9 protein-coding genes are annotated in these 24,417 nt (G+C 62.5%); 6 read left to right on the top strand and 3 right to left on the bottom strand.

What is annotated here, in order from left to right; translation table 11 throughout:
* The first annotated feature begins 20 nt into the window (after positions 1-20).
* Positions 21-968, top strand: a complete 948-nt coding sequence (locus L8I05_RS08665; RefSeq protein ID WP_242168279.1) for a DUF1853 family protein — start codon at positions 21-23, stop codon at positions 966-968.
* On the opposite strand, the gene L8I05_RS08670 is transcribed toward L8I05_RS08665, so the two are convergent.
* On the bottom strand, positions 961-2,580 hold the full coding sequence (locus tag L8I05_RS08670) for a PvdJ/PvdD/PvdP-like protein (RefSeq protein WP_242168282.1): 1,620 nt from the start codon (positions 2,578-2,580) through the stop codon (positions 961-963). The genes L8I05_RS08665 and L8I05_RS08670 overlap by 8 nt on opposite strands.
* 142 nt (positions 2,581-2,722) lie before the next feature.
* Here L8I05_RS08670 and pvdM point away from each other — a divergent pair, with 142 nt between their 5' ends.
* From pvdM to L8I05_RS08685, 3 genes are read left to right on the top strand one after another with little or no spacing between them, the layout of a single operon-like run.
* Complete coding sequence (gene pvdM, locus L8I05_RS08675) at positions 2,723-4,072, top strand: pyoverdine-tailoring dipeptidase-like protein PvdM (RefSeq protein WP_242168284.1); 1,350 nt, start codon at positions 2,723-2,725, stop codon at positions 4,070-4,072.
* A gap of 18 nt (positions 4,073-4,090) precedes the next feature.
* Entirely contained in the window at positions 4,091-5,371 is a 1,281-nt protein-coding gene (locus L8I05_RS08680) for an aminotransferase class V-fold PLP-dependent enzyme (protein WP_242168286.1), read from the top strand.
* Positions 5,372-5,403: 32 nt separating this feature from the next.
* Complete coding sequence (locus L8I05_RS08685) at positions 5,404-6,276, top strand: formylglycine-generating enzyme family protein (RefSeq protein ID WP_177015708.1); 873 nt, start codon at positions 5,404-5,406, stop codon at positions 6,274-6,276.
* 771 nt (positions 6,277-7,047) lie between these two features.
* Here L8I05_RS08685 and L8I05_RS08690 read toward each other — a convergent pair.
* Positions 7,048-7,875: a N(5)-hydroxyornithine transformylase PvdF gene (locus L8I05_RS08690; protein WP_094950653.1), complete on the bottom strand. Its 828-nt coding sequence runs from the start codon at positions 7,873-7,875 to the stop codon at positions 7,048-7,050.
* Between the two features lie 198 nt (positions 7,876-8,073).
* Here L8I05_RS08690 and L8I05_RS08695 point away from each other — a divergent pair, with 198 nt between their 5' ends.
* A complete protein-coding gene (locus L8I05_RS08695; protein WP_242168288.1) occupies positions 8,074-9,726 on the top strand; it encodes a cyclic peptide export ABC transporter in 1,653 nt (550 codons plus the stop codon).
* Positions 9,727-9,880: 154 nt separating this feature from the next.
* A complete protein-coding gene (locus tag L8I05_RS08700; protein ID WP_277931699.1) occupies positions 9,881-12,277 on the top strand; it encodes a TonB-dependent siderophore receptor in 2,397 nt (798 codons plus the stop codon).
* Positions 12,278-12,546: 269 nt separating this feature from the next.
* Here L8I05_RS08700 and L8I05_RS08705 read toward each other — a convergent pair whose 3' ends face one another.
* Complete coding sequence (locus L8I05_RS08705; protein WP_242168292.1) at positions 12,547-24,414, bottom strand: non-ribosomal peptide synthase/polyketide synthase; 11,868 nt, start codon at positions 24,412-24,414, stop codon at positions 12,547-12,549.
* Between the last annotated feature and the right edge of the window lie 3 nt (positions 24,415-24,417).

Genomic DNA, 24,417 nt, shown 5'->3' on the forward strand with positions numbered 1-24,417 from the left:
TAAAAGGCTATGCTCGGACCATGACTGTGTTCCCGGATTTGCACAACCTGCCCCGCCAACTGCGCCACCCCGAAGTGCGCGACTTGGCGTGGGTGATGCTCGCCCCGCCGATGCTCGCGCAAACGCCCTGGCCGCAGCGCCACCCGCTGGCGGGCAGTGACTGGGTGCAGGCACCGCATCGGCTGGAACAATGGTTGCGCGCGCTCGATCAAGACAGCAGCGCCTTGCAGCATTGGCTAAGCCTTGCCCGCACCCGGCGCCTGGGCTTGTATTACGAGCGCCTGTGGCAATTTGCCGTGCAGCACGCGCCGGGCGTTGAATTGCTGGCCGCCAACCTGCCGATCCGCCGCGCCGGGCACACCCTGGGCGAGCTGGACATGCTGCTGCGCGACCGCGACGGCGTGCACCATTTGGAACTGGCGATCAAACTCTATCTGGGGCCGCAGGACGGTAACGGTCAGGACGCGGCGCAATGGCTGGGCCCCGGCTGCCATGACCGGCTGGATCGCAAGCTGGCGCACCTGGCCCAGCACCAATTGCCGATCTCGGCACGCGCCGAAAGCCGCGAAGCACTGGCAGCGCTGGATATCCAGCAGTTTGATGCGCATTTGTGGCTTGGCGGGTATTTGCTCTACCCCTGGCCCGGCGAGGCGGAACCACCCCACGGCGCCCATCCCCAGCATTTGCGTGGGCGCTGGCTGCACCAGCGCGATTGGCCGGCGTTCGTGCGTGGCAGCCCGTCAGGGCGCTGGCAACCCCTGCCCCGCCACGCCTGGCTGGCGCCGGCGCATTACGCACCGGTTGAGGTGTGGAGTGAGGAACAGATGCACGGCTGGCTGGCGGAATTGGACCCCATGGCGCCCGCGCAGCTACTGGTGCGGCTGGTTCGCAATGGCGAAGATTGGGAAGAAGCCGAACGCCTGTTCCTGGTGGCGGACCTGTGGCCAAACGTCCCCGGCGTTACTTGACCTTCAAGTGCCGCGCATACCAGGGCCGTCTCGGCACACGTTTGAACAACGCCTGCAACCCCTCATCTTCAGCAGCAAACGTAATCCGTAGCGCCAGCTTCATGGTCTCCGGGTCCATTTCCATCGACCGGCCCATCTGCAAGCCCGGCGTGGTGCTGCAGCCATGGGTATCCGGCCCCAGCCACGGATCGCCCACTTCCACCCAGCGCCCCTGGGCGAACCAGTTCACGCCATTGACCTCAAGCCGGCTGACCTCGCCTGGATTAAAGCGCTCATGGGCGCGAAACCAATCCTCGACACGGTCATCGATCCAGCCGTGGAAGTGCCAGAACACCGGGTTTACATGGGATGAAAACGGGTCGCCAAGAAAGTCGTTCTCGGCCGCGTACCAGCGCGCGGCAAAGTCCGACGGGTCGCGGGCGAACGGCACCGGCGCGCCATTGGACGGGTCGCGGGGCACCGAGGCCCAGCGCATGTGCAGCCAGTCGTGCAGGCCCAGTTCCATCTCGGAACCGAGTTGCCCGAGGGTCAGTTTGGCCAGGTAACGCGGGTCGCGGTACTGGGATTCCCAGACCTGGAAGTTGCTGTGATACGTCTGGGCGGCCTTGATATCGCCGACCCATTGGGTGTAATCGGCGTCATCCGGCGCCGACCAACTGGGCGGCAGGGCAAAGCCGTCATGGTTGTCGAAGTAACGCACAAAGCCCAGGCGATCACGCTCCAGGGCCGGCTGCGGCTCTGGGAACTGCGGCCACGAGGGCAAATCTTGCATCGAGCGTGCAGTGCCGAGCATATGGCGGTGCATGAAGAAAAAATCGATCCCCGAACCGTTGCGGTCCTTGCGCTTGCCACGGGCGTCGCGCTCCTGGCCGCGCGGCCCGGGCTGCCAGCCAATGCCGCGCAGGGCGTCACGTTTTTCTTCCGAGAGCTTGTGCCACTGATCACGCGTGGCGTGCCAGAGCTGGTGAAACAGGCGGTGTTCGGGTGAAATCAGCCAGGCCAGCAGCGTCGGATTAAGGCCGATGCGTTGCCGGGCTTCGGGAAACAGCTGTTTGTGGGCGACAAAGCGGTTGTCACGTTCGGTCAACGCCAGGGGGCGATCGAGGTTGAGGATCTGCCCGCTGAGCGTGCTGCTGCCGGCATTGGCGAAGTCGGCCCAGACTTCGTCGAGGGTCATCTTGAATTCATAAGCCGGTGCGCCGTTGGCGGCGTCGCGGTCGATCAGCCGCCAGTAGAGCAACGCGCCGTCACCGCTCAGCAGGTCACCGAGCACGCGGTAGCGCGGCTCACCTTCGCCCCGCAGGTTTTCGGCGGTGTCCAGGTAGCCGCGCAAGCCGCGCCCGCGCGGGGCGATATCCAGCAGCAATTCCAGGCCGTGCAGCGGCAAGCCTTTCAGGCCGGCATCGCGGCCTTCCAGACGCAGGCTCCACACACCGCGCAGGATATTCGCCAAATGCTGGCCCGCCGTGTCAGCCAGATCCACCGTGGCCTCGCCCGGGGTGATGGGGAATTCTTCTTCACGCGTCAGCTCGCGATGGGCATAAAAGGCCGCGGGCACGGCGGCGCCTGTCAGCGCCAGGCCTGCGATGAACCCACGTCGAGAGATCGTCATTGTCTACCTTAGGAAACGGCTTAATCAGAGCTAGAACGTTGGCGGCTCGAAGAAATTTACCGGCGCGCCGCCCAGGCCTAAATTTCCCCCGCCATGGCTCGTTCTTCCCTGATAGCAAAGGCCTCAACTGACTGAGATGGCAATGACAAAACCACGTTCGAAAAAGGCGCTGTATATCGGCCTGCCACTGGCATTGGCGATCGGCGCCGGGGCGGGCTTCCTGGCCTGGGACTATTGGTTCCGGGGCAATGCGGGTTACCCGCTGGAGGTGATCAAGCAGGCCAATGAAATGCAGGACCGCCTGCTGTCGTTCGACAGCCATATCACTGTGCCGATGGATTTCGGCACCGCCGGCAATGAGGCCGATAAAGACGGCAGCGGCCAGTTCGATCTGGCCAAGGCTGCGCGAGGGCGCTTGTCGGGCGCGGCCCTGACGATTTTCGGCTGGCCGGAAATCTGGAACGGCCCCAACGCCCCGCACAAACCCACCGAGGGGTTTGTCGAGGAGGCCCGTCACGAGCAGGAAGTGCGCTACAAGATCATCTCCGGCATGGTCCGCGACTTTCCCAACCAGGTCGGCATTGCCTACACCCCGGACGATATGCGCCGCCTGCATGGCGAGGGCAAGTTTGCGGTGTTTATCAGCATGCTCAACGCCTACCCGCTGGGCAACGACCTGAACCAGTTGGACCTGTGGGCGGCGCGCGGCATGCGCATGTTCGGCTTCAGCTATATCGGCAACAACGCCTGGTCTGACTCGTCGCGCCCGCTGCCATTTTTCAATGACAGCACCGACGCCCTCGAAGGGCTGTCGCCCATCGGCCAGCAAGCGGTGCATCGCCTCAATGACCTAGGCGTGATCATCGACGTGTCGCAAATGTCGACCAAGGCGCTGGAACAAGTGGCGCAGTTGAGCCGCACGCCGATGGTGGCCTCGCACTCGGCGCCGCGCGCCTCGGTGGATATCCCGCGCAACCTCAGCGACAAAGAACTGCAACTGATCAAGAACAGCGGCGGCGTGGTGCAGGTGGTGGGCTTTCCTGCGTATTTGCGCCCGTTGAGCCAGCCGACCCAGGACAAACTCAACGCCCTGCGTACGCGTTTCGATTTGCCGCCGCTGCCTAACCTGGCCATGGCCTTGATGCCCGGCGACGCGATTATCGCCGCCTGGTCCGAGCAGAAGTTCGGCCAGTACGCCAGCGCGCTGTACGCCATTCTCGAAGAAGAACCCAAGGCCACCCTCAAGGATTGGGGCGATGCCATCGACTACACCGTGCGCAAGATCGGCATTGATCATGTCGGTATCTCGTCGGACTTCAACGACGGCGGCGGCATCCAGGGCTGGGAGAACGTCGGCGAGGTGCGCAACGTCACTGCCGAGCTGATCCAGCGTGGTTATTCCGAAGCCGATATCGCCAAGCTGTGGGGAGGCAACTTCCTGCGCGTGTGGGACCAGGTACAAAAAGCCGCCAAGCCATTGGCCAACCGCTAATCAATCAGAAGCAAGTCCATGACCGACCGCCGTACATTTCTCAAGCAGGCCGGCGTATTCGCCGCCAGCCTGCCGCTGGGTGCCGCCCTCCTCCCGCAGGCCTTGGCGGCCAATCCGGCACCTGCTGCGAACGACCCATGGACGGGGTTCAAACAGCTGTTCACCCAGGACCCGAACTACCTGCATTTTTCCAATTTCCTGGTGACTTCACACCCCAAACCTGTGCGCGACGCGATTGACCGCTACCGCCAGCAGATCGACCATAACCCCGGCCTGGCGATGGACTGGGGCCTTGAGGAAACCTGGAAACGTGAAGGCCAGGTGCGCGAATGGGCCGGCCGCTATCTGAATGCCACGCCACCACAAATCGCACTGACCGGCAGCACCTCGGAAGGCCTGGCGATGATCTACGGCGGCATCAAGCTGCGGCCCGACCAGGAAATTCTCACTACCGAACACGAACACTACGCCACGCAGAACGTGCTGGATTTTCGCGTCGCCCGGCAAGGCACGCAGGTGCGCCGCATCCGCTTGTTCGAGCAGGCCAGCCAGGCCTCCAGCGACGAAGTGCTGGGCAATATCAAGCGCAACATCCGCCCCAACACCCGCGTGCTGGGCATGACCTGGGTGCAGTCCGGCAGTGGCGTGAAGCTGCCCATCGGTGAGATCGGCAAGCTGGTTGAAGAACTCAACCGCAACCGTGACGAGCAGGACCGCATTCTCTACGTGGTCGACGGCGTGCACGGCTTTGGCGTGGAAAACCTCGACTTCCCGGCCATGCACTGCGACTTCTTTATCGCCGGCACCCACAAATGGATGTTCGGCCCGCGCGGCACGGGCCTTGTCTGCGCCCGCGAAAGCCAGAACACATACGTCACGCCGATGGTGCCGACGTTCTCCGAGGACACCAATTTCGCCACCACCATGACGCCCGGCGGCTACCACGCCTTCGAGCATCGCTGGGCCGCCGACGAGGCCTTCAAGCTGCACCTGCAGCTGGGCAAGGCGCCGGTGCAGGCGCGTATTCATGCACTTAACACTGAGCTCAAAGACCAACTGCTGGCCCACCCGCAGATCGAACTGGTCACGCCGCGCAGCCCCGAGCTGTCGGCAGGCTTTACCTTCTTCCGCGTCAAGGACCAGGACAGTGAAGCCGTGGTGGCCCACATGATGAAAAACCGCGTGGTGATCGATGCCGTGGACCGCGACGTCGGCCCAGTGATTCGCACCTCGCCCGGCCTGCTTAACAGCTCAGATGAGATCCAGCGCTTCATGACCTTGCTGAGCCAACGGTTGTGACGGCTATTTTTTCCTTTGAACGAGATGCCCCAATGACTCCATCCCGACTCAAGCCCCTCACAGCCCTGGCGCTGACCGCCCTGTGCGGCGCGCTGTTGCCCGGCCTGGCCCAGGCCGCCACTGTGCAGCCGGGCAAAGTATTCAAGGACTGCAAGGACTGCCCGGAAATGGTGGTGCTGCCTGCCGGCACCTTTACCATGGGCACTCCGGAAGACGAAGTCGGCCGTGAGCCCGATGAAGGCCCGATGCATGAGGTGACCTTCGCCAAGCCCTTTGCCATGAGCCGCTTTCACATCACGGCCGGCGAATGGGACAGCTATGTGCGCCAGACCGGGGTCAAGATCGCCAATGGCGACGACCGCCCAGGCCGCGAATGCATCGCCAGCAAGCCGCGCTACCCGCAAGGCCCACGCCAGCCGGCGGTGTGCATGGACATGGACGACATCAAGAACTACGTGGCCTGGCTGTCGAAAAAGACCGGGCAGAAATACCAGATGGTCAGCGAAGCGCAGCGTGAATATGCGGCCCGCGCCGGCTCGACCGGGCCCTTCCCTTTCCCTTTCGATGAAGGCAAGGGTTACAGCATCGCCGAACATGCCAACACCTACGGCCCGGCCGATGGCTACAGCTACTCATCGCCGGTGGGCAGCTACCCGCCGAATGCGTTTGGCATGTACGACATGCATGGCAATGTTTACGAGCGAGTTGCCGACTGCGAACACCCCAACTACATCGGCGCACCCACCGACGGCAGCGCCTGGGTGGAACCGAACTGCGAGAGCTACCAGATTCGCGGCAACGACTGGGGCGAAGCGCCGGTATTTTCACGCTCGGGTAACCGCAACAATATCTACCCGCAGACACGCGGCGACTGGATTGGCTTTCGGGTAGTGCGCGAGCTCTAAGCGCAACCCCTTCCAATTGTGGGAGCGGGCTTGCTCGCGAAAGCGGTGTGCCAGTCACCAGCAATATCGACTGATCCGCCGCCTTCGCGAGCAAGCCCGCTCCCACATTTTGCCTGCGTGCACCGATCAATAACCGAAGCGGACACTCTCCAGTGTGGGAGCTGGCTTGCCTGCGATAGCGGTCGGTCAGGCAAATAATGTCAACCGGCCTGCCGTCATCGCAGGCAAGCCAGCTCCCACATTTGGCTTGCCTATATCAGGTAAAAATTTGCAGCAATGACTGCGGGAATTGAGCTCAAGGTCGTGTGCGAACCCTAAGGCCGGCGCCGCCCAAATGTGGGAGCGGGCTTGCTCGCGAAAGCGGTGTGCCAGTCACCAGCAGTATCGACTGATCCACCGCCTTCGCGAGCAAGCCCGCACATTTTGCCTGCGTGCACCGAACAATAACTTAAGCGGACACGCTCCAGTGTGGGAGCTGGCTTGCCTGCGATAGCGGTCGGTCAGGCAAATAATGTCAACCGGCCTGCCGTCATCGCAGGCAAGCCAGCTCCCACATTTGGCTTGCCTATATCAGGTAAAAATTTGCAGCAATGACTGCGGGAATTGAGCTCAAGGTCGTGTGCGAACCCTAAGGCCGGCGCCGCCCAAATGTGGGAGCGGGCTTGTTCGCGAAAGCGGTGTGCCAGTCACCAGCAGTATCGACTGATCCGCCGCCTTCGCGAGCAAGCCCGCTCCCACAGTTTCGATCTGAATGTGCCAATCAGCCTATGTTCAGGCCTGCTTGGCCAACAGCTCCAACCCTTCATGCAACGCCGGGAACAGGCTGTTGTTGAAGTTGTTCCAGCGCAGTTCGAGGATGGTGTCCTCGGGCGAAATCTCGGTTTTCAGTACGTCGTGGAACACTTCGCCAGAGTCGATGCCGTTGTCCACGTAGTGGAACGACGCGCCGGTGAGGTACAGCGGTTCTGACGGCGTGGTGGCCTTGGTCGCCCAATCCACCACGGTTTGCCCACGCGCGCCGTAGAGGGCATTCCAGGTGGCATAGGCACCACGACGCTCATAGGGCGACTCGATGCGGGTGATACCAGGATGAATGTTCATGATCCGCCGCGCGAACGGCGCGCCCGGCCGCACCAGCTCATCCAGAATCACCAGCAAACCATCCAGCACCACGATATCGGCCTTCAACTCCACCAGCGTGTCGTGCAGGCGACGCTCGAAATCCTGCTTGCCGGCGATGTGTTCCGCACTGCCGCGCGGCAGGCGGCGATAGGTGGACGGCACGCTCAACAGCAGGTCGTTGACCAGACGGCCCTGTACCTGCAGATCCGCCGGATATAGCCATTGGCGGCCCGGCTTATAGGCAAAGCCGTAATCGCTGACCAACTGCTGGTCCCGCGGGTTCTGCTCATCATCGTCGTAGACCACGCCGACCAGGTTGTAAGCCTCGCCCAACGGGGTGTCGTTCAGCGACCCCACCAGAAACTCCAGCACCGACTTCATATAGCGCTCGTGGTCCTTGTAGGCCACCGGCTGCCCGGCCTTGTCGGCGGCGGCATTTCTCAGGGACCACACATACACCAGGTTCTTTTTCGTCATTTTTCGCTCTCGCTGAGTGGGCTGCGCAGCGCGTCGATGCACGTGCGCCTACAGCACAAGAACGAACCAGCCCCGGCGCAATTTATCCCGCTGCGCTGGCGCCGAGCACGCCGAGCTAAATAGTCGCACCGACGCTTCGTTTGTCATGGGTAAGGGTCTGTGTGCCCAGCCCCTCTTTTCACTCTCCGGGATGTATTTATGACCGACCCCAAACGCAGCGCCTTCAAGGGCCTGCTCGCCTTGCTCAGGCCCTTCCGTACCATCGTGACGGTCTCCGTCGCCCTCGGCATGGCGGGCGGCCTGGCCATCACCTTGCTGCTGGCCACCATCAACAATGCGCTGCATTCGGCCAACGGCATGACCCAAGGCGTGGTCCTGACCTTTGCGGCGTTGTGCGTGCTGGCGCTGGTCAGCTCGATCATTTCGGACATCGGCACCAACTACGTCGGCCAACGCATCATCGCCGCCTTGCGCAAAGACCTGGGTGAAAAAGTACTGTCGGCGCCCATCGGCCAGATCGAGCGCTACCGCTCGCACCGCCTGATTCCGGTGCTGACCCATGACGTCGACACCATCAGCGATTTTTCCTTCGCCTTCACGCCGTTGGCCATCGCCGCCACCGTCACGCTCGGTTGCCTGGGTTACCTGGCCTACCTGTCGGTGCCAATGTTCCTGATGATGGTGGTGGCGATCATTATCGGCAGTGCCGTGCAGTTCATTGCCGGCGGCAAAGGCATCCAGGGTTTCGACCTGGCGCGCAGCCATGAGGATGAGCTGCAGCGCTACTACAACGCGATCGCTTCCGGTGCCAAGGAACTGCGCATGCACCGGCCACGGCGTTTTCGCATGAACACCCATCGCATCCAGGAAACCGCCGACCGCATCAGCGACATTCAGGTGCGTTCGGTGAACATCTACATCCTCGCCAAGACCTTCGGCTCTATGCTGTTCTTCGTGGTAATCGGCCTGGCCCTGGCGATGCAGGCCTACAACCCGAACCCGGACCCTACGGTAATCACCGGCTTCGTGCTGGTACTGCTGTACATGAAAGGCCCGCTGGAACACCTGCTTGGTTATCTGCCGGTGGTGGGCAAGGCCAAGATTGCGTTTGGCCGGATCAGCGAGCTGTCGGAGCGCTTCTCTTCCCCCGAACCGCACCTGCTGATGGATGACAGCGAAGCACCCAAACCGGTGGTCAACAGCCTGGAACTGCGCGGCGTGAGCTACAGCCCACCGGCGATTGAAGGCAGCGAACCGTTCCACCTGGGGCCGATCAACCTGAGCATCAAGCAAGGCGACATCGTATTCATCGTCGGCGAGAACGGCAGCGGCAAGACCACCCTGATCAAACTGCTGCTGGGCTTGTATCCGCCACAGGCCGGCGAGATTCGCCTCAACGGCGAGGCCGTCACCGACCCCGAGCGCGATGACTACCGCCAACTGTTCACCACGATTTTTTCCGACTACTACCTGTTCGACGACCTGGTTCAAGGCAGCGCCACCCAGTCACTCGACAGCGCGGCCAAATACCTGGAGCGCCTGGAAATTGCGCACAAGGTCAGCGTCAAGGACGGCGTGTTCAGCACCACCGACCTGTCCACCGGCCAACGCAAACGCCTGGCATTGGTCAACGCCTGGCTCGAAGAACGCCCGGTGCTGGTGTTCGACGAATGGGCCGCCGACCAGGACCCGGCGTTCCGCCGGATTTTCTACACCGAGCTGCTGCCGGACCTCAAGCGCCTGGGCAAAACCATCATCGTGATCAGCCACGACGACCGCTATTTCGATATCGCCGACCAGTTGGTGCGCCTGCGCGCCGGCCAGGTGGTGCACGAAATGGAACCGGCCTGAAATTTATTTTCCGGTTTCTCCAAGTAGGAACGTCTCACTAGTGGTAATGAGAATAATACTCAATAGTCACCTATAACTTGCCCACTTAAACATAGAAGAGAACGCATCCATGCCAGCAAGACTCGGTCTCAGCCCCCTGAGCAAAGCGCTATCCATGCGCCGGGCCCTGAACATCAATCTTCTTCCGAGCGCACTCGCCCTGGCGATATCACTGCCGGTTGCAGGCTATGCGCAGGCACAGGAGATCGAGCTGGATATTCCTGCACAGTCGCTGGGGAGCGCGCTGCAGGAGTTTGGGCGCCAGACCAACGTGCAGGTGCTGTACAGCCCGAGCGATGTGCAGGGCAAGAGCAGCCGCGCAGTCAAAGGCAAACTGGACCCGCAGCGGGCAATCGACACCTTGCTGGGTGGGACCGAGACAACCCACACCCTCAGTGGCAACTCGCTGACCGTGACCGCCGTCGGCACCTCCGCCGGGCTGGAATTGAGCCCGACCCAAGTGACCGGCAACGCCTTGGGCAATATCACCGAAGACTCCGGCTCCTACACGCCGGGCACCATTGCCACGGCAACCCGCTTGACCCTGACGCCGCGGCAAACCCCGCAGTCGATCACGGTGATCACCCGCCAGCACATCGAAGACTTCGGCCTCAATAACGTCGATGACGTGATGCGCCACACCCCGGGCATCACCGTGTCGGCCTATGACACCGACCGCACCAACTACTATTCCCGTGGTTTTTCGGTCAATAGCTTCCAGTACGACGGCATTCCGTCCACCGTGCGCAACGTCGGTTATTCGGCAGGCAACACCCTGAGCGACATGGCGATCTATGACCGCGTCGAAATCCTCAAGGGCGCCACCGGCCTGCTCAACGGTGCCGGCTCCCTGGGCGCGACCATCAACCTGATTCGCAAGAAACCCACCTCGGAATTCAAGGGCCATGTGCAACTGGGCGCGGGTTCCTGGGACAACTATCGCAGCGAAGTCGACGTCAGCGGCCCGCTGACCGACAGCGGCAACGTCCGTGGTCGCGCAGTGGCGGCGTACCAAGACAAAAACTCCTTCATGGACCACTACTCGCGCAAAACCGAAACCTACTACGGCATTACCGAATTCGACCTGTCCCCCGACACCATGCTGTCCGTGGGCTTCGACTACCAGGACAGCGTTCCACAAGGTTCCAGCTGGTCCGGTTCCTTCCCGCTGGTGAAATACGACGGCAGCATCAACAAGATGCCGCGCTCCTACAACAACGGCACCACCTGGAGTTCCTGGGAACAAAACACCCGCACCGCCTTTGCCATGCTCGAGCATGACCTGGGCGATGGCTGGGTCACCAAGTTCCAACTCGACCACAAGATCAACAGCTACCACGCCGACCTTGGCTCGATCCAGTTCGTTGAGCCCCAGTCCGATGGCAGCGCGTCGATCAACGGGCAGAAGTACACCGGCGAAACCAAAAGCACCTCGGCCGACCTGTATGCCACCGGGCCTTTCAGCTTGTTCGGCCGCGACCATGAATTGGTCGTAGGCGGCTCGATCGGCACCTCGCGCTGGCAGGGCAAGGGTTATTGGTCGCCGGAATGGCCAGGCGGCAACAAAGTCGATTTCTACAACTGGAATGGAAAGATCGCCAAGCCTATCTACGGCCCGGTGCAACAGTACACCGACGACAATATCCGTCAGACCGGCTACTACGTGACCACACGCTTGAACGTGATGGATGACCTGAACGTGATCCTCGGCGGGCGCGTCGCCAACTATCACGTCACCGGTATAAACCCTTCCTACAAGGAAACCGGCCGGTTTATCCCGTATGCGGGTGTGATCTATGACCTGAACGACAATTTCTCGGTGTACACCAGCTATACCGATATTTTCCAACCTCAGGAAAGCACCTATAAAGATCGCAACCAAACGCTGCTCGAGCCGGACGAAGGGCAGAACTACGAGATAGGGTTAAAAGGCGAGTTCTTCGACGGCCGCTTGAACACCAGCCTTGCGTATTTCGAGGTGCATGAGACCAATCGCGCTATCCCGGACGATGCCTACAACAACCAAACCCCGACACCCGACAACTATGCGTTCAGGGGTTCCAAGGCCGTTACCAAAGGCTACGAGGCAGAAATCTCCGGTGAGTTGAGTCCAGGCTGGCAAGTGCAGGGCGGTTACACCCACAAGATCGTGCGCGACGAAGACGGCAAGAAAATCTCCACCTTCGAGCCGGAAAATCAGGTCAACCTGAACACCACCTACAAGCTCAAGGGCGCTCTGGACAAGTTCACCGTCGGTGGCGGTGTGCGCTGGCAGACCAAGGCCTGGAACGAGATCTGGAACCAGCCGTTGAATAAAAACCAGGACATTACCCAGTCGTCCTACACCGTGGTGGACCTGATGACCCGCTACCAGGTCACCAAGAACCTCTCGGCCACCGTCAACCTCAACAACGTCTTCGACACCACCTACTACACCAACGTGGGCTTCTATAACTCGGCCGCCTACGGTGAGCCACGCAACGTGATGTTCAGCACCCGCTGGGACTTCTGATCGAATGCACTGATCGCCCCAGGCGATCAACCCAACGCCCGATGAAAAGCACCGCTTTCATCGGGCTTTTTTATGCCTGTGTGTTAAGCCCATGCTCGGTCAACTGTGGGAGCTGGCTTGCCTGCGATGCAGGCACCTCGAACTATCAGGCACCCAGTCGATGCCATCGCAGGCAAGCCAGCTCCCACACAAAAGCATGTCTGCCCGGGCTGAAATCCAGCAAAAAAAACCCGGATCGATGATCCGGGTTGATTCATGAGTCGCCCCCCTTAGTCCATGGCGGCCACCAGGCTGTTGATGAACGCGGCGCTGTCGATGATCCCGTCATGATCAGTGTCGATCATGACCGAACGCTCAATGCGCCCCTGGCCAATCACACCGGCCATGCTCTGTTCGATCAGGTCCTTGAACTGCCCCGCGCGGCTTAACGAGGCCCACCAGCAACTGACCGGCGCCTTGATCGGTTTGAAGTCCGCCGCCTCCAGGCGCTCGCTCAACGCACGGTCAACCTCCCAGGAAATCTGCGCCTCATTGCCACGCAGCAATTCTTCCTTGATGCCGGTAAACGCCTCACCCAGAGTCTGTTCGGCCCAGACAACAAACGCCTGCCATTGTCCGTCTTCATCCGCAGCCTGACGCTGGCATTGCTGCCACGCGCCTTCAATCTGCTCGGCAAACGCCGGGAACATCACACCAAGCAACGCCGCACGGCGCTCATTGGCGCAGGCCTCGCGCCCCTGCTCGACGACCACCGCGTCCCAATACGGCGTGAGCCACTGCGGCGGCGCCGAATCGATCCAGCCGACAAACTCCACCTCGCGACCTGCTTGCTCCAGTGCGTAAGCGACCTCCATCGCCAGGTTGCCGCCCAACGACCAACCCGCCAGGCGATAGGCGCCCTGGGGCTGAGCCGCGAGTAATTGCGCGGCGTAATCATCAACCATCGCCTGCCACTCAGGCACCGACGCGCCCTCTTCCACCAGCGCACGGCAGATCACTCCGTAAACCGGGCGTTGCTCGCGCAGCGCCAAGGCAATCGCGGTATAGCAATGCACCGAGCCAAAACTCGGGTGGAACATGAACAGCGGCGTACCTTGAGCCTGGCTGTTGAGCTTGACGATCAACTCGCTGCGCGCGCTGCCCTGCAGGCAATTGACCTGCCCGCGCACGGTAGGGTTAAGCATCAACTGGCTGACAGACAGGTTGACCCCGCTGACCTGCCGGATACGTTCCTTGAGCAACAGCACACGCAAGGAATGCCCACCCAATTCAAAGAAGTTGTCGTTCAGCCCTACCCGCTCAACACCCAGCACCTCGCTCCAGATCGCAGCCACCTGTTGCTCGATCTCGCTGTGCGGCGCCTGGTATTCCTCTGCGCCGTTGGCTTCAGGCTTGGGCAGCGCCTTGCGATCCAGTTTGCCATTCGGGCTCAGCGGCATCTGCTCAAGCACCACCCACTGCGCGGGCACCATGTAGTCCGGCAAGTGCGCAGCCAAGTGTGCGCCGACCAGGGTTTTCCAATCCGCACTCGGCGCCTGCAATACCACGTAACCCACCAAGTGCGTGCCGTCCACGGCCAGCACGGCTGCTTCACGCACAGCGTCATGCTCCAGCAGACGCGCCTCGATTTCACCCAACTCGATGCGCAGCCCGCGCAGCTTGACCTGATGGTCGATGCGGCCCGCGTACTCGATCACCCCGTCGTCGCGATAGCGCGCCAGGTCGCCCGTGCGGTACAGCCGTTCCCCGCTGCCGAAGGGGTCAGTCACAAAACGTTCAGCGGTGAGCGCCGGGCGACGGTGATAACCCCGCGCCAAGCCGATACCGCCCAGGTACAACTCGCCCAACACGCCCACCGGCGCTGGTTCCAGGTTGCTGTCCAGCACGTAGCAGCCCAGGTTGGCGATAGGTCGGCCAATCGGCACGGTGTCACTGCCTTCGTCAACGCACGTCCAGTGGGTCACATCAATCGCGGCCTCCGTCGGCCCGTACAGGTTGTACAACCGTGCAGCAGGCAACTTGGCAAAGACCTGTTGCTGGGCGTCCACCGGCAAGGCTTCACCGCTGCACACAATGCGTTGCAGGCTGTGGCAGGAACCCACCGCCGCATCCTGCAAGAAGGCCTGCAGCATGGACGGCACAAAGTGCAGCGTGGTGACCTGCTCGGCGTTGATCAAGCTGACCATCCGGGCCGGATCGCGATGATCCCCCGGCGCCGCCACCACCAGGCGTGCGCCGGTCATCAGCGGCCAGAAGAACTCCCACACCGACACGTCAAAACTGAACGGGGTTTTCTGCAGCACTGTATCGCCGCCATCCAGGCCATACGCCTGCTGCATCCAGCAGAGTCGATTGGTCAGTGCCGAATGCCGATTACCGGCGCCCTTGGGCTGCCCGGTAGAACCCGAGGTGTAGATCACATACGCCAGGTTCTCGCCATCCACTGCGACATCAGGGTTGTGCTCGCTGTAGCCATCAAGCCACGCCTCGCCGCTCTCCAGCACCAGGCTCTCCAGCACCAGGCTCTGCACGCCTGCCGGGAGCGGCAGGTGCGCCAACACATGAGCCTGGGTCAGCAGCAGATTCACGCCACTGTCTTGCAGCATGTAGGTGAGTCGGTCACGCGGGTATTCCGGGTCCAGCGGCACATAGGCGCCACCCGCCTTGAGCACGGCCAGCAGGCCGATGACCATCTCGATGGAGCGCTCCACCGCCAAACCGACCAGCACGTCCGGCCCCACACCCGCCGCCATCAGGCGATGCGCCAGGCGGTTGGCACGGCGGTTCAGCTCGGCGTAACTCAGCTGCTGACCGGCAAAGGCCAGCGCCGGGGCGTCCGGCGTACGCAGCACCTGAGCCTCAATTAACTGATGCACGCCCTGTTGCAGCGGGTAAGGCTGCGCCGTGGCGTTCCAGGCTTGCAGCATCTGGCGCTCGGCCTGCGTCACCGACGGCAGCGCGCCCAGGCGCTGGTCGGCATCGACAATCAGCGCGTTCAGCAACTGCTGGAAGTGCTCGGCCAGGCGCTGGATATGCGCAGCGCTGAAGGCCTGCCGGTCGTAGTTGAATTCAAGCCCGAGGCTGTCGCCCATGCCCAACAGCACGGTCAGCGGGTAATGCGTCTGCTCCAGGCTGTGCACGGCACCAAAGCGCAGGCCCGACGGCGCGCCCTGCTCCAACGCTTCGGACACCGGGTAGTTCTCGAACACCAGGATGCTGTCGAACAGCGCCTCGCCGCCCAACCCGGCCCAGCGCTGAATCTCGAACAGCGGCGTGTGCTCTTGCTCGCGCAAGCGCACGTTCTGCGCCTGGATCTGCTGCAGCCACTGGCTGACCGACAGCTGCGCCTCAGGCGTGGCCACTACGGGCAGCGTGTTGATAAACAAACCGACTTGCTGCTCGATACCGCGCAGCTCGGCCGGGCGCCCCGCCACGGTGGCGCCGAAGGCCACGGTGGCCTGCCCGGTGTGATATTGCAGCAGCAATAGCCAGGCGGCTTGCACCAAGGTATTGAGCGTGACCTTATTGCTTTGCGCGAACGCTTTGAGGCGTTCGGTATGAGCGGCATCAAAGCTCAAACGATGTTCGCCGTTGGCCTCCAGGGCCGCAGGCGCTTCAGTCGAAAGGTCACGCGCCAGACGCGTAGGCGCCTGCAGGTTGGCCAGTTGAGCTTTCCAGAAGGTTTCGCTGACGGCCTCGTCCTGGGCCTGCAGCCAGGCAATGTAGTCGCGATAACGCCCGGTCGGTGCCGCAAGCGGCTCGCCGGCGTAATGTTGCAGCACCTCGCCGAACAGCTGCGAACCGCTCCAGCCGTCCATCAGGATGTGGTGGTTGGTGTAAATCAGGTGATAACTCGACGCCCCCGTGCGGATCACCGACAGGCTCAACAGCGGCGCCTGTTCCAGCACAAAACCCTGGGCGCGTGCCGACTCGGCCAGGCTGTCGAGCGCTGTGAGGCAATCCGCGCGGCCTTGCCAATCAAGCTCGTCCAGTGGCATGCGCCGCTGCTTGTAGACCACCTGCAACGGTTGCTCCACATCGGTCTGCCAGAGGAAGCCGCTGCGCAAAATCTCATGGCGATCCACTGCCGCCTGCCAGGCATGGCGGAAGCGCGGCACATCAAGGCCGTCCACATCGATGCGCATCTGGTTGATGTAGTCGCCCGAGCCCTCGCCATACAGCGACTGGAACAACATGCCCTGCTGCATCGGCGACAAAGGGTACAGGTCTTCAACCTCGGCGACGCTCAGTGGCAGCGCGTCCAGTTGACCTTGAGACAAGCGCGCCAGCGGGAAGTCCGACGGCGTCACGCCTTGATGGGCCGCCGCGCAGCAATGCTCGATCAGGGCTTTGAGTTCCTGCGCGTAGTCATCCGCCAATTGCTGCACGGTGGCTTGCGCGAACATTTCCTGACTGAAACTCCAGTTCAGTTTCAGCTCACCGCCGTACACCTGGCCATTGATCTCCAGCCAGTTACCCAGCGGCGCATCCAGGCTTTGCTCGGTGCCACTGGCGTCACCGGAAGGCGCGAACAGGCCTTCTTGTTCGCCGCCTTCGAAACTGCCGTCGAATTGCCCCAGGTAGTTGAACGTGATGCGCGGTCGCGGCAAGGCGCTCAATGCCTGTTGCGCCTTCGCATCGCCCAGGTAACGCAAGGCGCCAAAGCCAAGGCCTTTGTTCGGGACGGCGCGCAGTTGTTCCTTGATCAGTTTGAGCGAGCCTGCCAGCGAGTCGGTCGGCGCCAATTGCAACGGATAGAGGCTGGTAAACCAACCGACGGTGCGGGTCAGGTCGATCTCATCGAACAGGTCTTCGCGGCCGTGACCTTCCAGGCGGATCAGCATCGATTCATCACCGGTCCAGCGCACAATCACGCGCGCCAGGGCGGTCAGCAACAGGTCGTTGATCTGGGTTCGATAGGCACTTGGAGCGTCCTGCAGCAAGCGACGGGTAAACCCTTGATCCAAGTGCGTCGTCACGCTCAGGGCGTGACGGTTACTCACGCTGGCCTGCGGGTCGGCGCCCGGCAAACCGGCGCGACTGCCCTGCAACTGCGCCTGCCACCACACCAACTCCCGCGCCAGCGCCGGGGTGGCTGCGTATGCCTGCAGCCGCGCGGCCCAGGCGCGGGTGGAGCTGGTTTTGGCCGGCAGTACCACGCGGGCGCCTTCGGCCAGTTGACGGTAAGCGGTTTGCAAATCTTCCAACAGGATGCGCCAGGACACACCGTCCACCACCAAGTGATGGATCACCAACAGCAAGCGCTGCGCGCCGTCAGCCATGTCCACCAACACCGCGCGCAGCAACGGGCCTTGATTCAAGTCGAGACTGCGCTGAGCTTCATCGCCCAGGGCCTCCAGCTCTTCGACGCTGTTCAGCGTGGTTTGCCACAGCACCTGTTCGGCCTGATGCTGCTGGGCGCCTCGGTACGCCGCGCTCCAGCCATTCGCACCTTGGGTAAACGTGGTGCGCAGGGCATCGTGGTGCACAATCAACGCCTCCAGCGCCGCCACCAGCACCGGCACTTCCAGCCGTTGGTGCGGTTGCAGCACCACGGACTGGTTCCAGTGCTCACGCTGCGGGATGTCATCGGCAAAAAACCCGTGCTGGATCGGCAGCAGCAGCAACTCGCCGGTCAGCGCCGACTGATCCAGCACCACCGCGCCCTCGCCCTCGCGGGCCACGGCTGCCAGGCTCTGCACCGTCTGGTGCTGGAACAGGTCCTTGGGCGTGAAGCGCACACCCGCTTGGCGGGCACGGCTGACCACTTGGATCGAAATGATCGAGTCACCGCCCAGTTCGAAGAAATTGTCATGCAAGCCCACACGCGGCAGGCGCAGCACGTCGGACCAGATCGCGGCGATTTTCTGCTCCAGTTCGCTCTGCGGCGCGACATACACCTGCTGCATCTGGCTCACGTCGGGCAGCGGCAAGCCTTTGCGGTCCAGCTTGCCATTCGGCGTCAGCGGCATGCGCGGCAAGAACATCAAGTGCGTGGGCACCATGTAATCGGGCAGCCGGGTTTTCAAGGCGCGGCGCAGCGCTTCGCGGCCGTTCGATTGCGCCACGGCATCGTCGATCAACGCCGGGTCCAACGGTACGACATAGGCGACCAACTGCTTGCCGGTCGGGCCCTCCTGGGCCACCACCACGGTTTCACCGACGCTGTCCTGCTCACGCAGGCGCGCTTCGATTTCACCCAGTTCGATACGGAAACCACGAATTTTCACCTGATGGTCGACACGCCCCAGATAATCCACCACACCGTCCGGGCGCCCACGGGTCAAGTCGCCGCTGCGGTACACGCGGCTGCCGGGTTTGCCGAACGGGTCCGGCACGAAGCGTTCGGCGGTCAGTGCAGGGCGCTCCAGGTAACCCCGCGCCACACCCTCGCCGCCCAGGTACAACTCGCCGGCGACGCCGATGGGTTGCAGGTTCAACTGCGCGTCCAGTACGTAGCCGCTGCGGTTGCCCAGCAACGTACCAATCGGTGCGTAGACGGCTCCGCATGGGTCGCCCTTGCGCGCCTTCCACAACAGCGGCGTCACCACGGTTTCAGTGGGGCCGTAGCCATTGAACAGATAGGTCGGCTTCAGCGCGCGCCAGGCCAGGTCGTAGCTGGCTTGGGCGACAGCATCACCACCAAAGCAGTAAACCCGTACGGCCGGTGGGTTGCCGTCACGCTCGGCGTGCTCGGCCAGTTGTTGCAGGTAAACCGGCGGGAACACCGCCATCGTCACGTTGTGGCGGTGCATCTGCGCGTAGGTGTATTCCGGCAGCCACAGGCTGTCATCGCGGATCAACACACTGGCGCCGTTGATCAGCGGGTGCATCCAGCCCTCGTGGGAACCGTCAAAAGCGAACGACATAAAGTGCAGTTCGCAGTCGGCCGGGCCGGTTTCATAGCGCTCGCCGGTGGCGATGATATGTGCCACCAACGGGCCGTGGGACACCGCCACGCCCTTCGGCATGCCGGTGGAACCGGAGGTGTAGATCACGTAGGCCAGGTTGTCACCATCCAGTGCGACCTGTGGAGCGCTATCGTCAACGTTCGCCCAGGCTTCGACCTGATCAACTGCCAGTGCTTCCAGGCCTTCGGGGATCGGCAAGCGCTGCTGCACCGCCGAGTGGGTCAGCAACAGTTTGGCGCGGCTGTCTTGCATCATGTAGAGCAGGCGATCGCGCGGGTATTCCACGTCCAGCGGCACGTAAACGCCACCGGATTTCATCACCGCCAGGAACGCCACCATGATCTCGGCACTGCGCGGCATGGCGATGGCCACGCGCACTTCCGGGCCGACACCGCGGGCGATCAGCGCATGCGCCAGGCGATTGGCCTGGCGGTCGAGTTCACCGTAGGTGAGGGTTTGCGCATCGAATTTCACCGCCACGGCAGTCGGGGTTTCCCGTGCGCGGTCGGCGACCATTTCGTGTACCAGGCGCTTGGCCGAGAAGCCCGAGTCGGTACGATTCCACAGCTGAAGAATCTGTTGCTGCTCGGCACTGTCCAGCAGTGGCAATTGGCTAAGGCTTTGCTGCGGGTCGGCGACCATGCCCTGCAACAGGTTCTGCCAATGGCGAGCCATGCGTTGCACGGTGGCGGCTTCAAACAGGTCTTGGGCATAACCCAGCGTGGCCCAGATACCCTCGTTGGATTCTTGAATATCCAGGTCCAGATCGAAGTGCGCGGTCTTGCTCTCCCAGTCCAGCCCTTCTACCCGCAGCTGCGGCAGTTGATGCTGGACCTGGGCCTGGCCGACATCGGTCTGGTGGTTGAACATCACCTGGAACAACGGGTTGTGGCTGAGGCTACGCTCCGGTTGCAGGGCTTCCACCAGTTGCTCGAACGGCAGGTCCTGATGCGCCTGGGCATCCAGCGCGCGTTGGCGTGTGTGCTGCAATAGCTGCTCAACGCTCATCTGCCCATGCAGGTCGGCCTTGAGCACTTGGGTGTTGACGAAGAAGCCGATCAGGCGCTCGGTTTCGCTGCGATTGCGGTTGGCAATCGGCACGCCGACGCGGATCTCTTCCTGGCCGCTGTAGCGGTGCAGCAAGGTCTGGAACGACGCCAGCAACAGCATGAACAGCGTCACGCCTTGCTGCTGGGCCAAGCCTTTGAGGTCGTGGGCCAGTGTCGGCGCCAGCTCGATAGGCAGGCGCGCGCCACGGTGGCTCTGCACCGCCGGGCGTGGGTGATCGAAGGGCAACTCCAGTACGCTCTGCTCACCACCCAGCACCTCGCGCCAATACGCCAACTGACGGGCTTTTTCGCCGGCGTCCATCCAATTGCGTTGCCACACGGCATAGTCGGCGTACTGAATCGGCAGCGGCGGCAGCTGCACGCCCTGCCCTTGACTGTAAGCGGCGTAAAGCTGCACCAGTTCTTCCACCACCAACTGCATCGACCAACCATCGGACACGATGTGATGCTGGACCAGCACCAGCACATGCTCATCCTCGGCCAGGCGCAACAGCGTCACGCGCAACAACGGCCCTTGTTGCAGGTCGAACGGCTGGGCGATTTCTGCTTCTACACGGGCCTTGAGCTGGGCTTCGTCGACATCGCCCAGCGCGATTTGCACCGACACCCGCGGGTCAATCACCTGCACCGCACCGTCGTGGGTCTGGCGCACACAGGTGCGCAGGCTTTCATGCCGGGCCAGCAAGGTGTCGAAACTGCGCTGCAACGCGGCAATGTCCAACCGCCCTTTCAAACGCAAGGCGCTGGGCACGTGATACGCCGCGCTTTGCGGCTCCAGTTGCCAGAGGAACCATTGGCGCTCCTGGGCATACGACAACGGCAGCGGTTGTTCACGCCCTACCGGCACCAGTGCCGGCGCCTTCGGTGCAGTCGGGGAATGGGCTTCAATGGCGGCGACAAATCCATCCAGGCGCGGCTGCTCGAACAGGGCCTTGAGCGGCACTTCCAGGTTCAGCGCGTGACGAATACGCGAGACCACCTGCATCGCCAGCAACGAATGCCCACCCAGCTCGAAAAAATGCTGGGTCAGGCCTACACGCTCAGTGCCGAGGATATCGGCCCAGATCGCCGCAACCTGCTGTTGCAAGGCGGTGACTGGCGCTTGCCAATCGGCTTGCACCGCGGCGGCATCGGGTGTTGGCAGGGCCTGACGGTCCAGCTTGCCATTGGGGTTCAACGGCATGCGTGGGAGGAAGATCAGGTGCGCAGGCACCATGTAATCCGGCAATTGCTCGCGCAGTGTGGCCTTGAGCTGTTCACCCACCACAACCTGCTCGTGCTCGGGCAGCGCGTGAGTGGGTACTACGTAGGCCAGCAGTTGGTTGTCAGCCGCCAGAAGCAGGGTTTCGCGCACGCCTGGCTGGGCCAGCAGCAATGCTTCGATTTCACCCAGCTCAATGCGGAAACCACGGATCTTGACCTGATGATCGACCCGCCCGACGTACTCGATCACGCCATCGGCGCGACAGCGAGCCAGGTCACCAGTGCGATACAGGCGCGCGCCCGAATGACTGAAAGGGTCGGCGACAAACCGTTCCGCCGTCAGCGCCGGGCGTTGCAGATAGGCACGCGCCAGGCCGCTTTCACTGGCGATATACAGCTCACCCACGGCACCGACCGGCAGCAGGTTCAAATCCCGGTCGAGCACATACAACCCACGCCCCGCCAGCGCGCGGCCGATAGGGCTGGCGCTGGCGCCGATCATAGTGGTGTCGGCGCTGCAGTCCAGCACGCTGGACACCACGGTCGCCTCGGTCGGCCCATAAGTATTGAGCAGGCGTACATGCCCAAGCCCTGCACGACGCCACAACGCCGGGCCATCCAGCGGCATGGCTTCGCCGCCGATATGCACCTGGCGCAGTGCGCCGTAAGCACGCGGGCCGGCTGCCAGGCAATCCTGCAAAAAGAGTTTCCAGTAGGCGGTGGGCAAGTCGGCCAAGGTGATGCCCTGAGCAATAATCTGCCGGTACAGCTCGGCACCGTCCCACAGTTGCGGGCCACGCAGCACCACGGTGGCACCTAGGGTCAGGGCCGGGTACAACTGCTCGACGAAACCGTCGAAGTTCAACGTCGCGAACTGCAGAACTCGGTCGTCCGCAGTCAGGCACGAATAGTCAGCGGCAATGCTCGCGAACTCACTCAAGGCGGCATGGTTGATGGCGACACCCTTGGGCTTGCCGGTAGAGCCTGAGGTGTAGATGACGTAGGCCAGGTTGCGCGGTTCGAAGTCGAGCCCTGGATTGTGCTCGGCACAGTGCGCCAGTTGCGCATCCGCCAGGTCGATGTCCAGGGTCGCCAAGTGCTCAGGCAGCGGCAGGCGCTGACGCAGCGATGATTGCGTGAGCACCAGCCGCACGCCGCTGTCTTCAAGCATGTGCAGCAGGCGCTCACGCGGGTATTGCGGGTCGAGCGGCACGTAAGCACCGCCCGCCTTGAGCACCGCCAGCAGGCTCACCACCATGGCAAACGAGCGCTCCACGGCGATGCCGACCAGCACTTCCGGGCCTACGCCCTGGGCGATCAGGTAGTGGGCCAGACGGTTGGCCTGGCGGTTCAACTCGCCATAGCTGACGGCCTGTTCGTCCAGCGCCAAGGCCTGGCGTTCAGGGTGCTGCCGGGCCTGAGCCTCGAACCGTTGATGCACCGCGTGCAGTTCGATGCTGGTAGCCGGCGCGTTCCAGGCCTTGAGTACCCCCGTTTGTTCGGCGGCGCCAAGCATCACCACATCACTCAGACGACTCTGCGGTGCGTTCACCACTGCTTGCAGCAGGTTCTGCCAGTGCTGCGCCAAACGCTCGATCGTCGCGGCCTCGAACAGGTCGGTCGCATAGGTCAGCGCCGCCCAGATGCCTTCTGCGGACTCATGGGTGTCCAGGCTCAAATCGAAGTGCGTGGTCTGGTTGTCCCAGTCCAGTTCCGAGACGCGCAGGCCCGGTAATTGCTGGCCCTCGCGCCCGCCCTGGGCGTCGGTCTGGTGGTTGAACATCACCTGGAACAAGGGGTTGTGGCTCAGGCTGCGCTCGGGCTGCAACGCCACCACCAGTTGTTCGAACGGCAGGTCTTGATGGGCCTGGGCTTCCAGCGAGCGACGCTTGGTCTGCTGCAGCAGTTCGACGAAGCTCATCTGCCCGTCAAGGTCGGCCTTGAGCACTTGGGTGTTGACGAAAAAGCCGATCAGCCGCTCGGTCTCGACCCGGTTGCGATTGGCAATCGGCACGCCGACACGGATGTCCGACTGCCCGCTGTAGCGATAGAGCAAAGTCTGGAACGCAGCCAGCAGCAGCATGAACGGGGTCGCGCCCTCTTGCTGCGCAAGGCGCTTGATACCACTGACCAGCATCGGTGACAGATGCACCTGCAAACTGGCGCCGCGATGGCTTTGCTGGGCCGGGCGCGGGTGATCGAGGGGCAATTCCAGCACCGGTTGCTCGCCGCCCAGCAGTGCCTGCCAGTACGCCAATTGACGGGCTTTCTCACCCGCTTCCATCCAGCCGCGCTGCCACAGGGCATAGTCAGCGTACTGGATCGGCAGCTCGGGCAATTCCAGGTTGCGGCCCTGGCTGCTGGCGGCGTAGAGCTGCACCAGCTCCTCGACCATGACCTGCATCGACCAGCCATCGGAAATGATGTGGTGCTGCACCATCACCAGCACATGTTCATCGTCGGCCAGTTGCAGCAGCGTCACGCGCAACAGCGGCGCCTGGAGCAGATCGAAAGGCCGCGCAACTTCGGCTTCCACCTCAGCCATCAAGTGCTGTTCGTCCGTGCGCCTGTGCACGATTTCAACCCGGGCCTCAGGCATCACGGCCTGGGTCAGCTGTTCAGCGTCCTGCACCAGGCGGGTACGCAGGCTTTCGTGGCGGGCCAGCAGGCGGTCGAAACTGTGTTGCAGCGCCGCCAGGTCCAACTGGCCTTGCAGGCGCAGCGCGCCAGGGATGTGATAAGTGGCGCTGTCAGGGTCCAACTGCCACAGGAACCACTGGCGCTCCTGGGCGTATGACAAAGGCAATGCCTCGACACCCTCGCGGGTGGGCGCAATCGGCAATTGCGCGAAGCTCATGCCGCGCGCTTGCAGGCGCTGATAAAACTGCTGGCGTTGTTCAAGCGGCAGGCGAAGAAAGCGCGAGACCAGATCGATATTAGGGTTGGAAAGCATGGT

It is taken from the genome of Pseudomonas sp. MONT-RG-20F-20-E-7-02 (assembly GCF_022662395.1).
Taxonomy (GTDB): domain Bacteria; phylum Pseudomonadota; class Gammaproteobacteria; order Pseudomonadales; family Pseudomonadaceae; genus Aquipseudomonas.

What these genes read in the sequence shown, in the direction of transcription:
- L8I05_RS08685 (WP_177015708.1), top strand. Translation starts at nt 5,404, where the DNA reads ATGACTCCATCCCGACTCAAGCCCCTCACAGCCCTGGCGCTGACCGCC.
- pvdM (WP_242168284.1), top strand. Translation starts at nt 2,723, where the DNA reads ATGACAAAACCACGTTCGAAAAAGGCGCTGTATATCGGCCTGCCACTG.
- L8I05_RS08680 (WP_242168286.1), top strand. Translation starts at nt 4,091, where the DNA reads ATGACCGACCGCCGTACATTTCTCAAGCAGGCCGGCGTATTCGCCGCC.
- L8I05_RS08705 (WP_242168292.1), bottom strand. Translation starts at nt 24,414, where the DNA reads ATGCTTTCCAACCCTAATATCGATCTGGTCTCGCGCTTTCTTCGCCTG.
- L8I05_RS08690 (WP_094950653.1), bottom strand. Translation starts at nt 7,875, where the DNA reads ATGACGAAAAAGAACCTGGTGTATGTGTGGTCCCTGAGAAATGCCGCC.
- L8I05_RS08670 (WP_242168282.1), bottom strand. Translation starts at nt 2,580, where the DNA reads ATGACGATCTCTCGACGTGGGTTCATCGCAGGCCTGGCGCTGACAGGC.
- L8I05_RS08695 (WP_242168288.1), top strand. Translation starts at nt 8,074, where the DNA reads ATGACCGACCCCAAACGCAGCGCCTTCAAGGGCCTGCTCGCCTTGCTC.
- L8I05_RS08665 (WP_242168279.1), top strand. Translation starts at nt 21, where the DNA reads ATGACTGTGTTCCCGGATTTGCACAACCTGCCCCGCCAACTGCGCCAC.
- L8I05_RS08700 (WP_277931699.1), top strand. Translation starts at nt 9,881, where the DNA reads ATGCGCCGGGCCCTGAACATCAATCTTCTTCCGAGCGCACTCGCCCTG.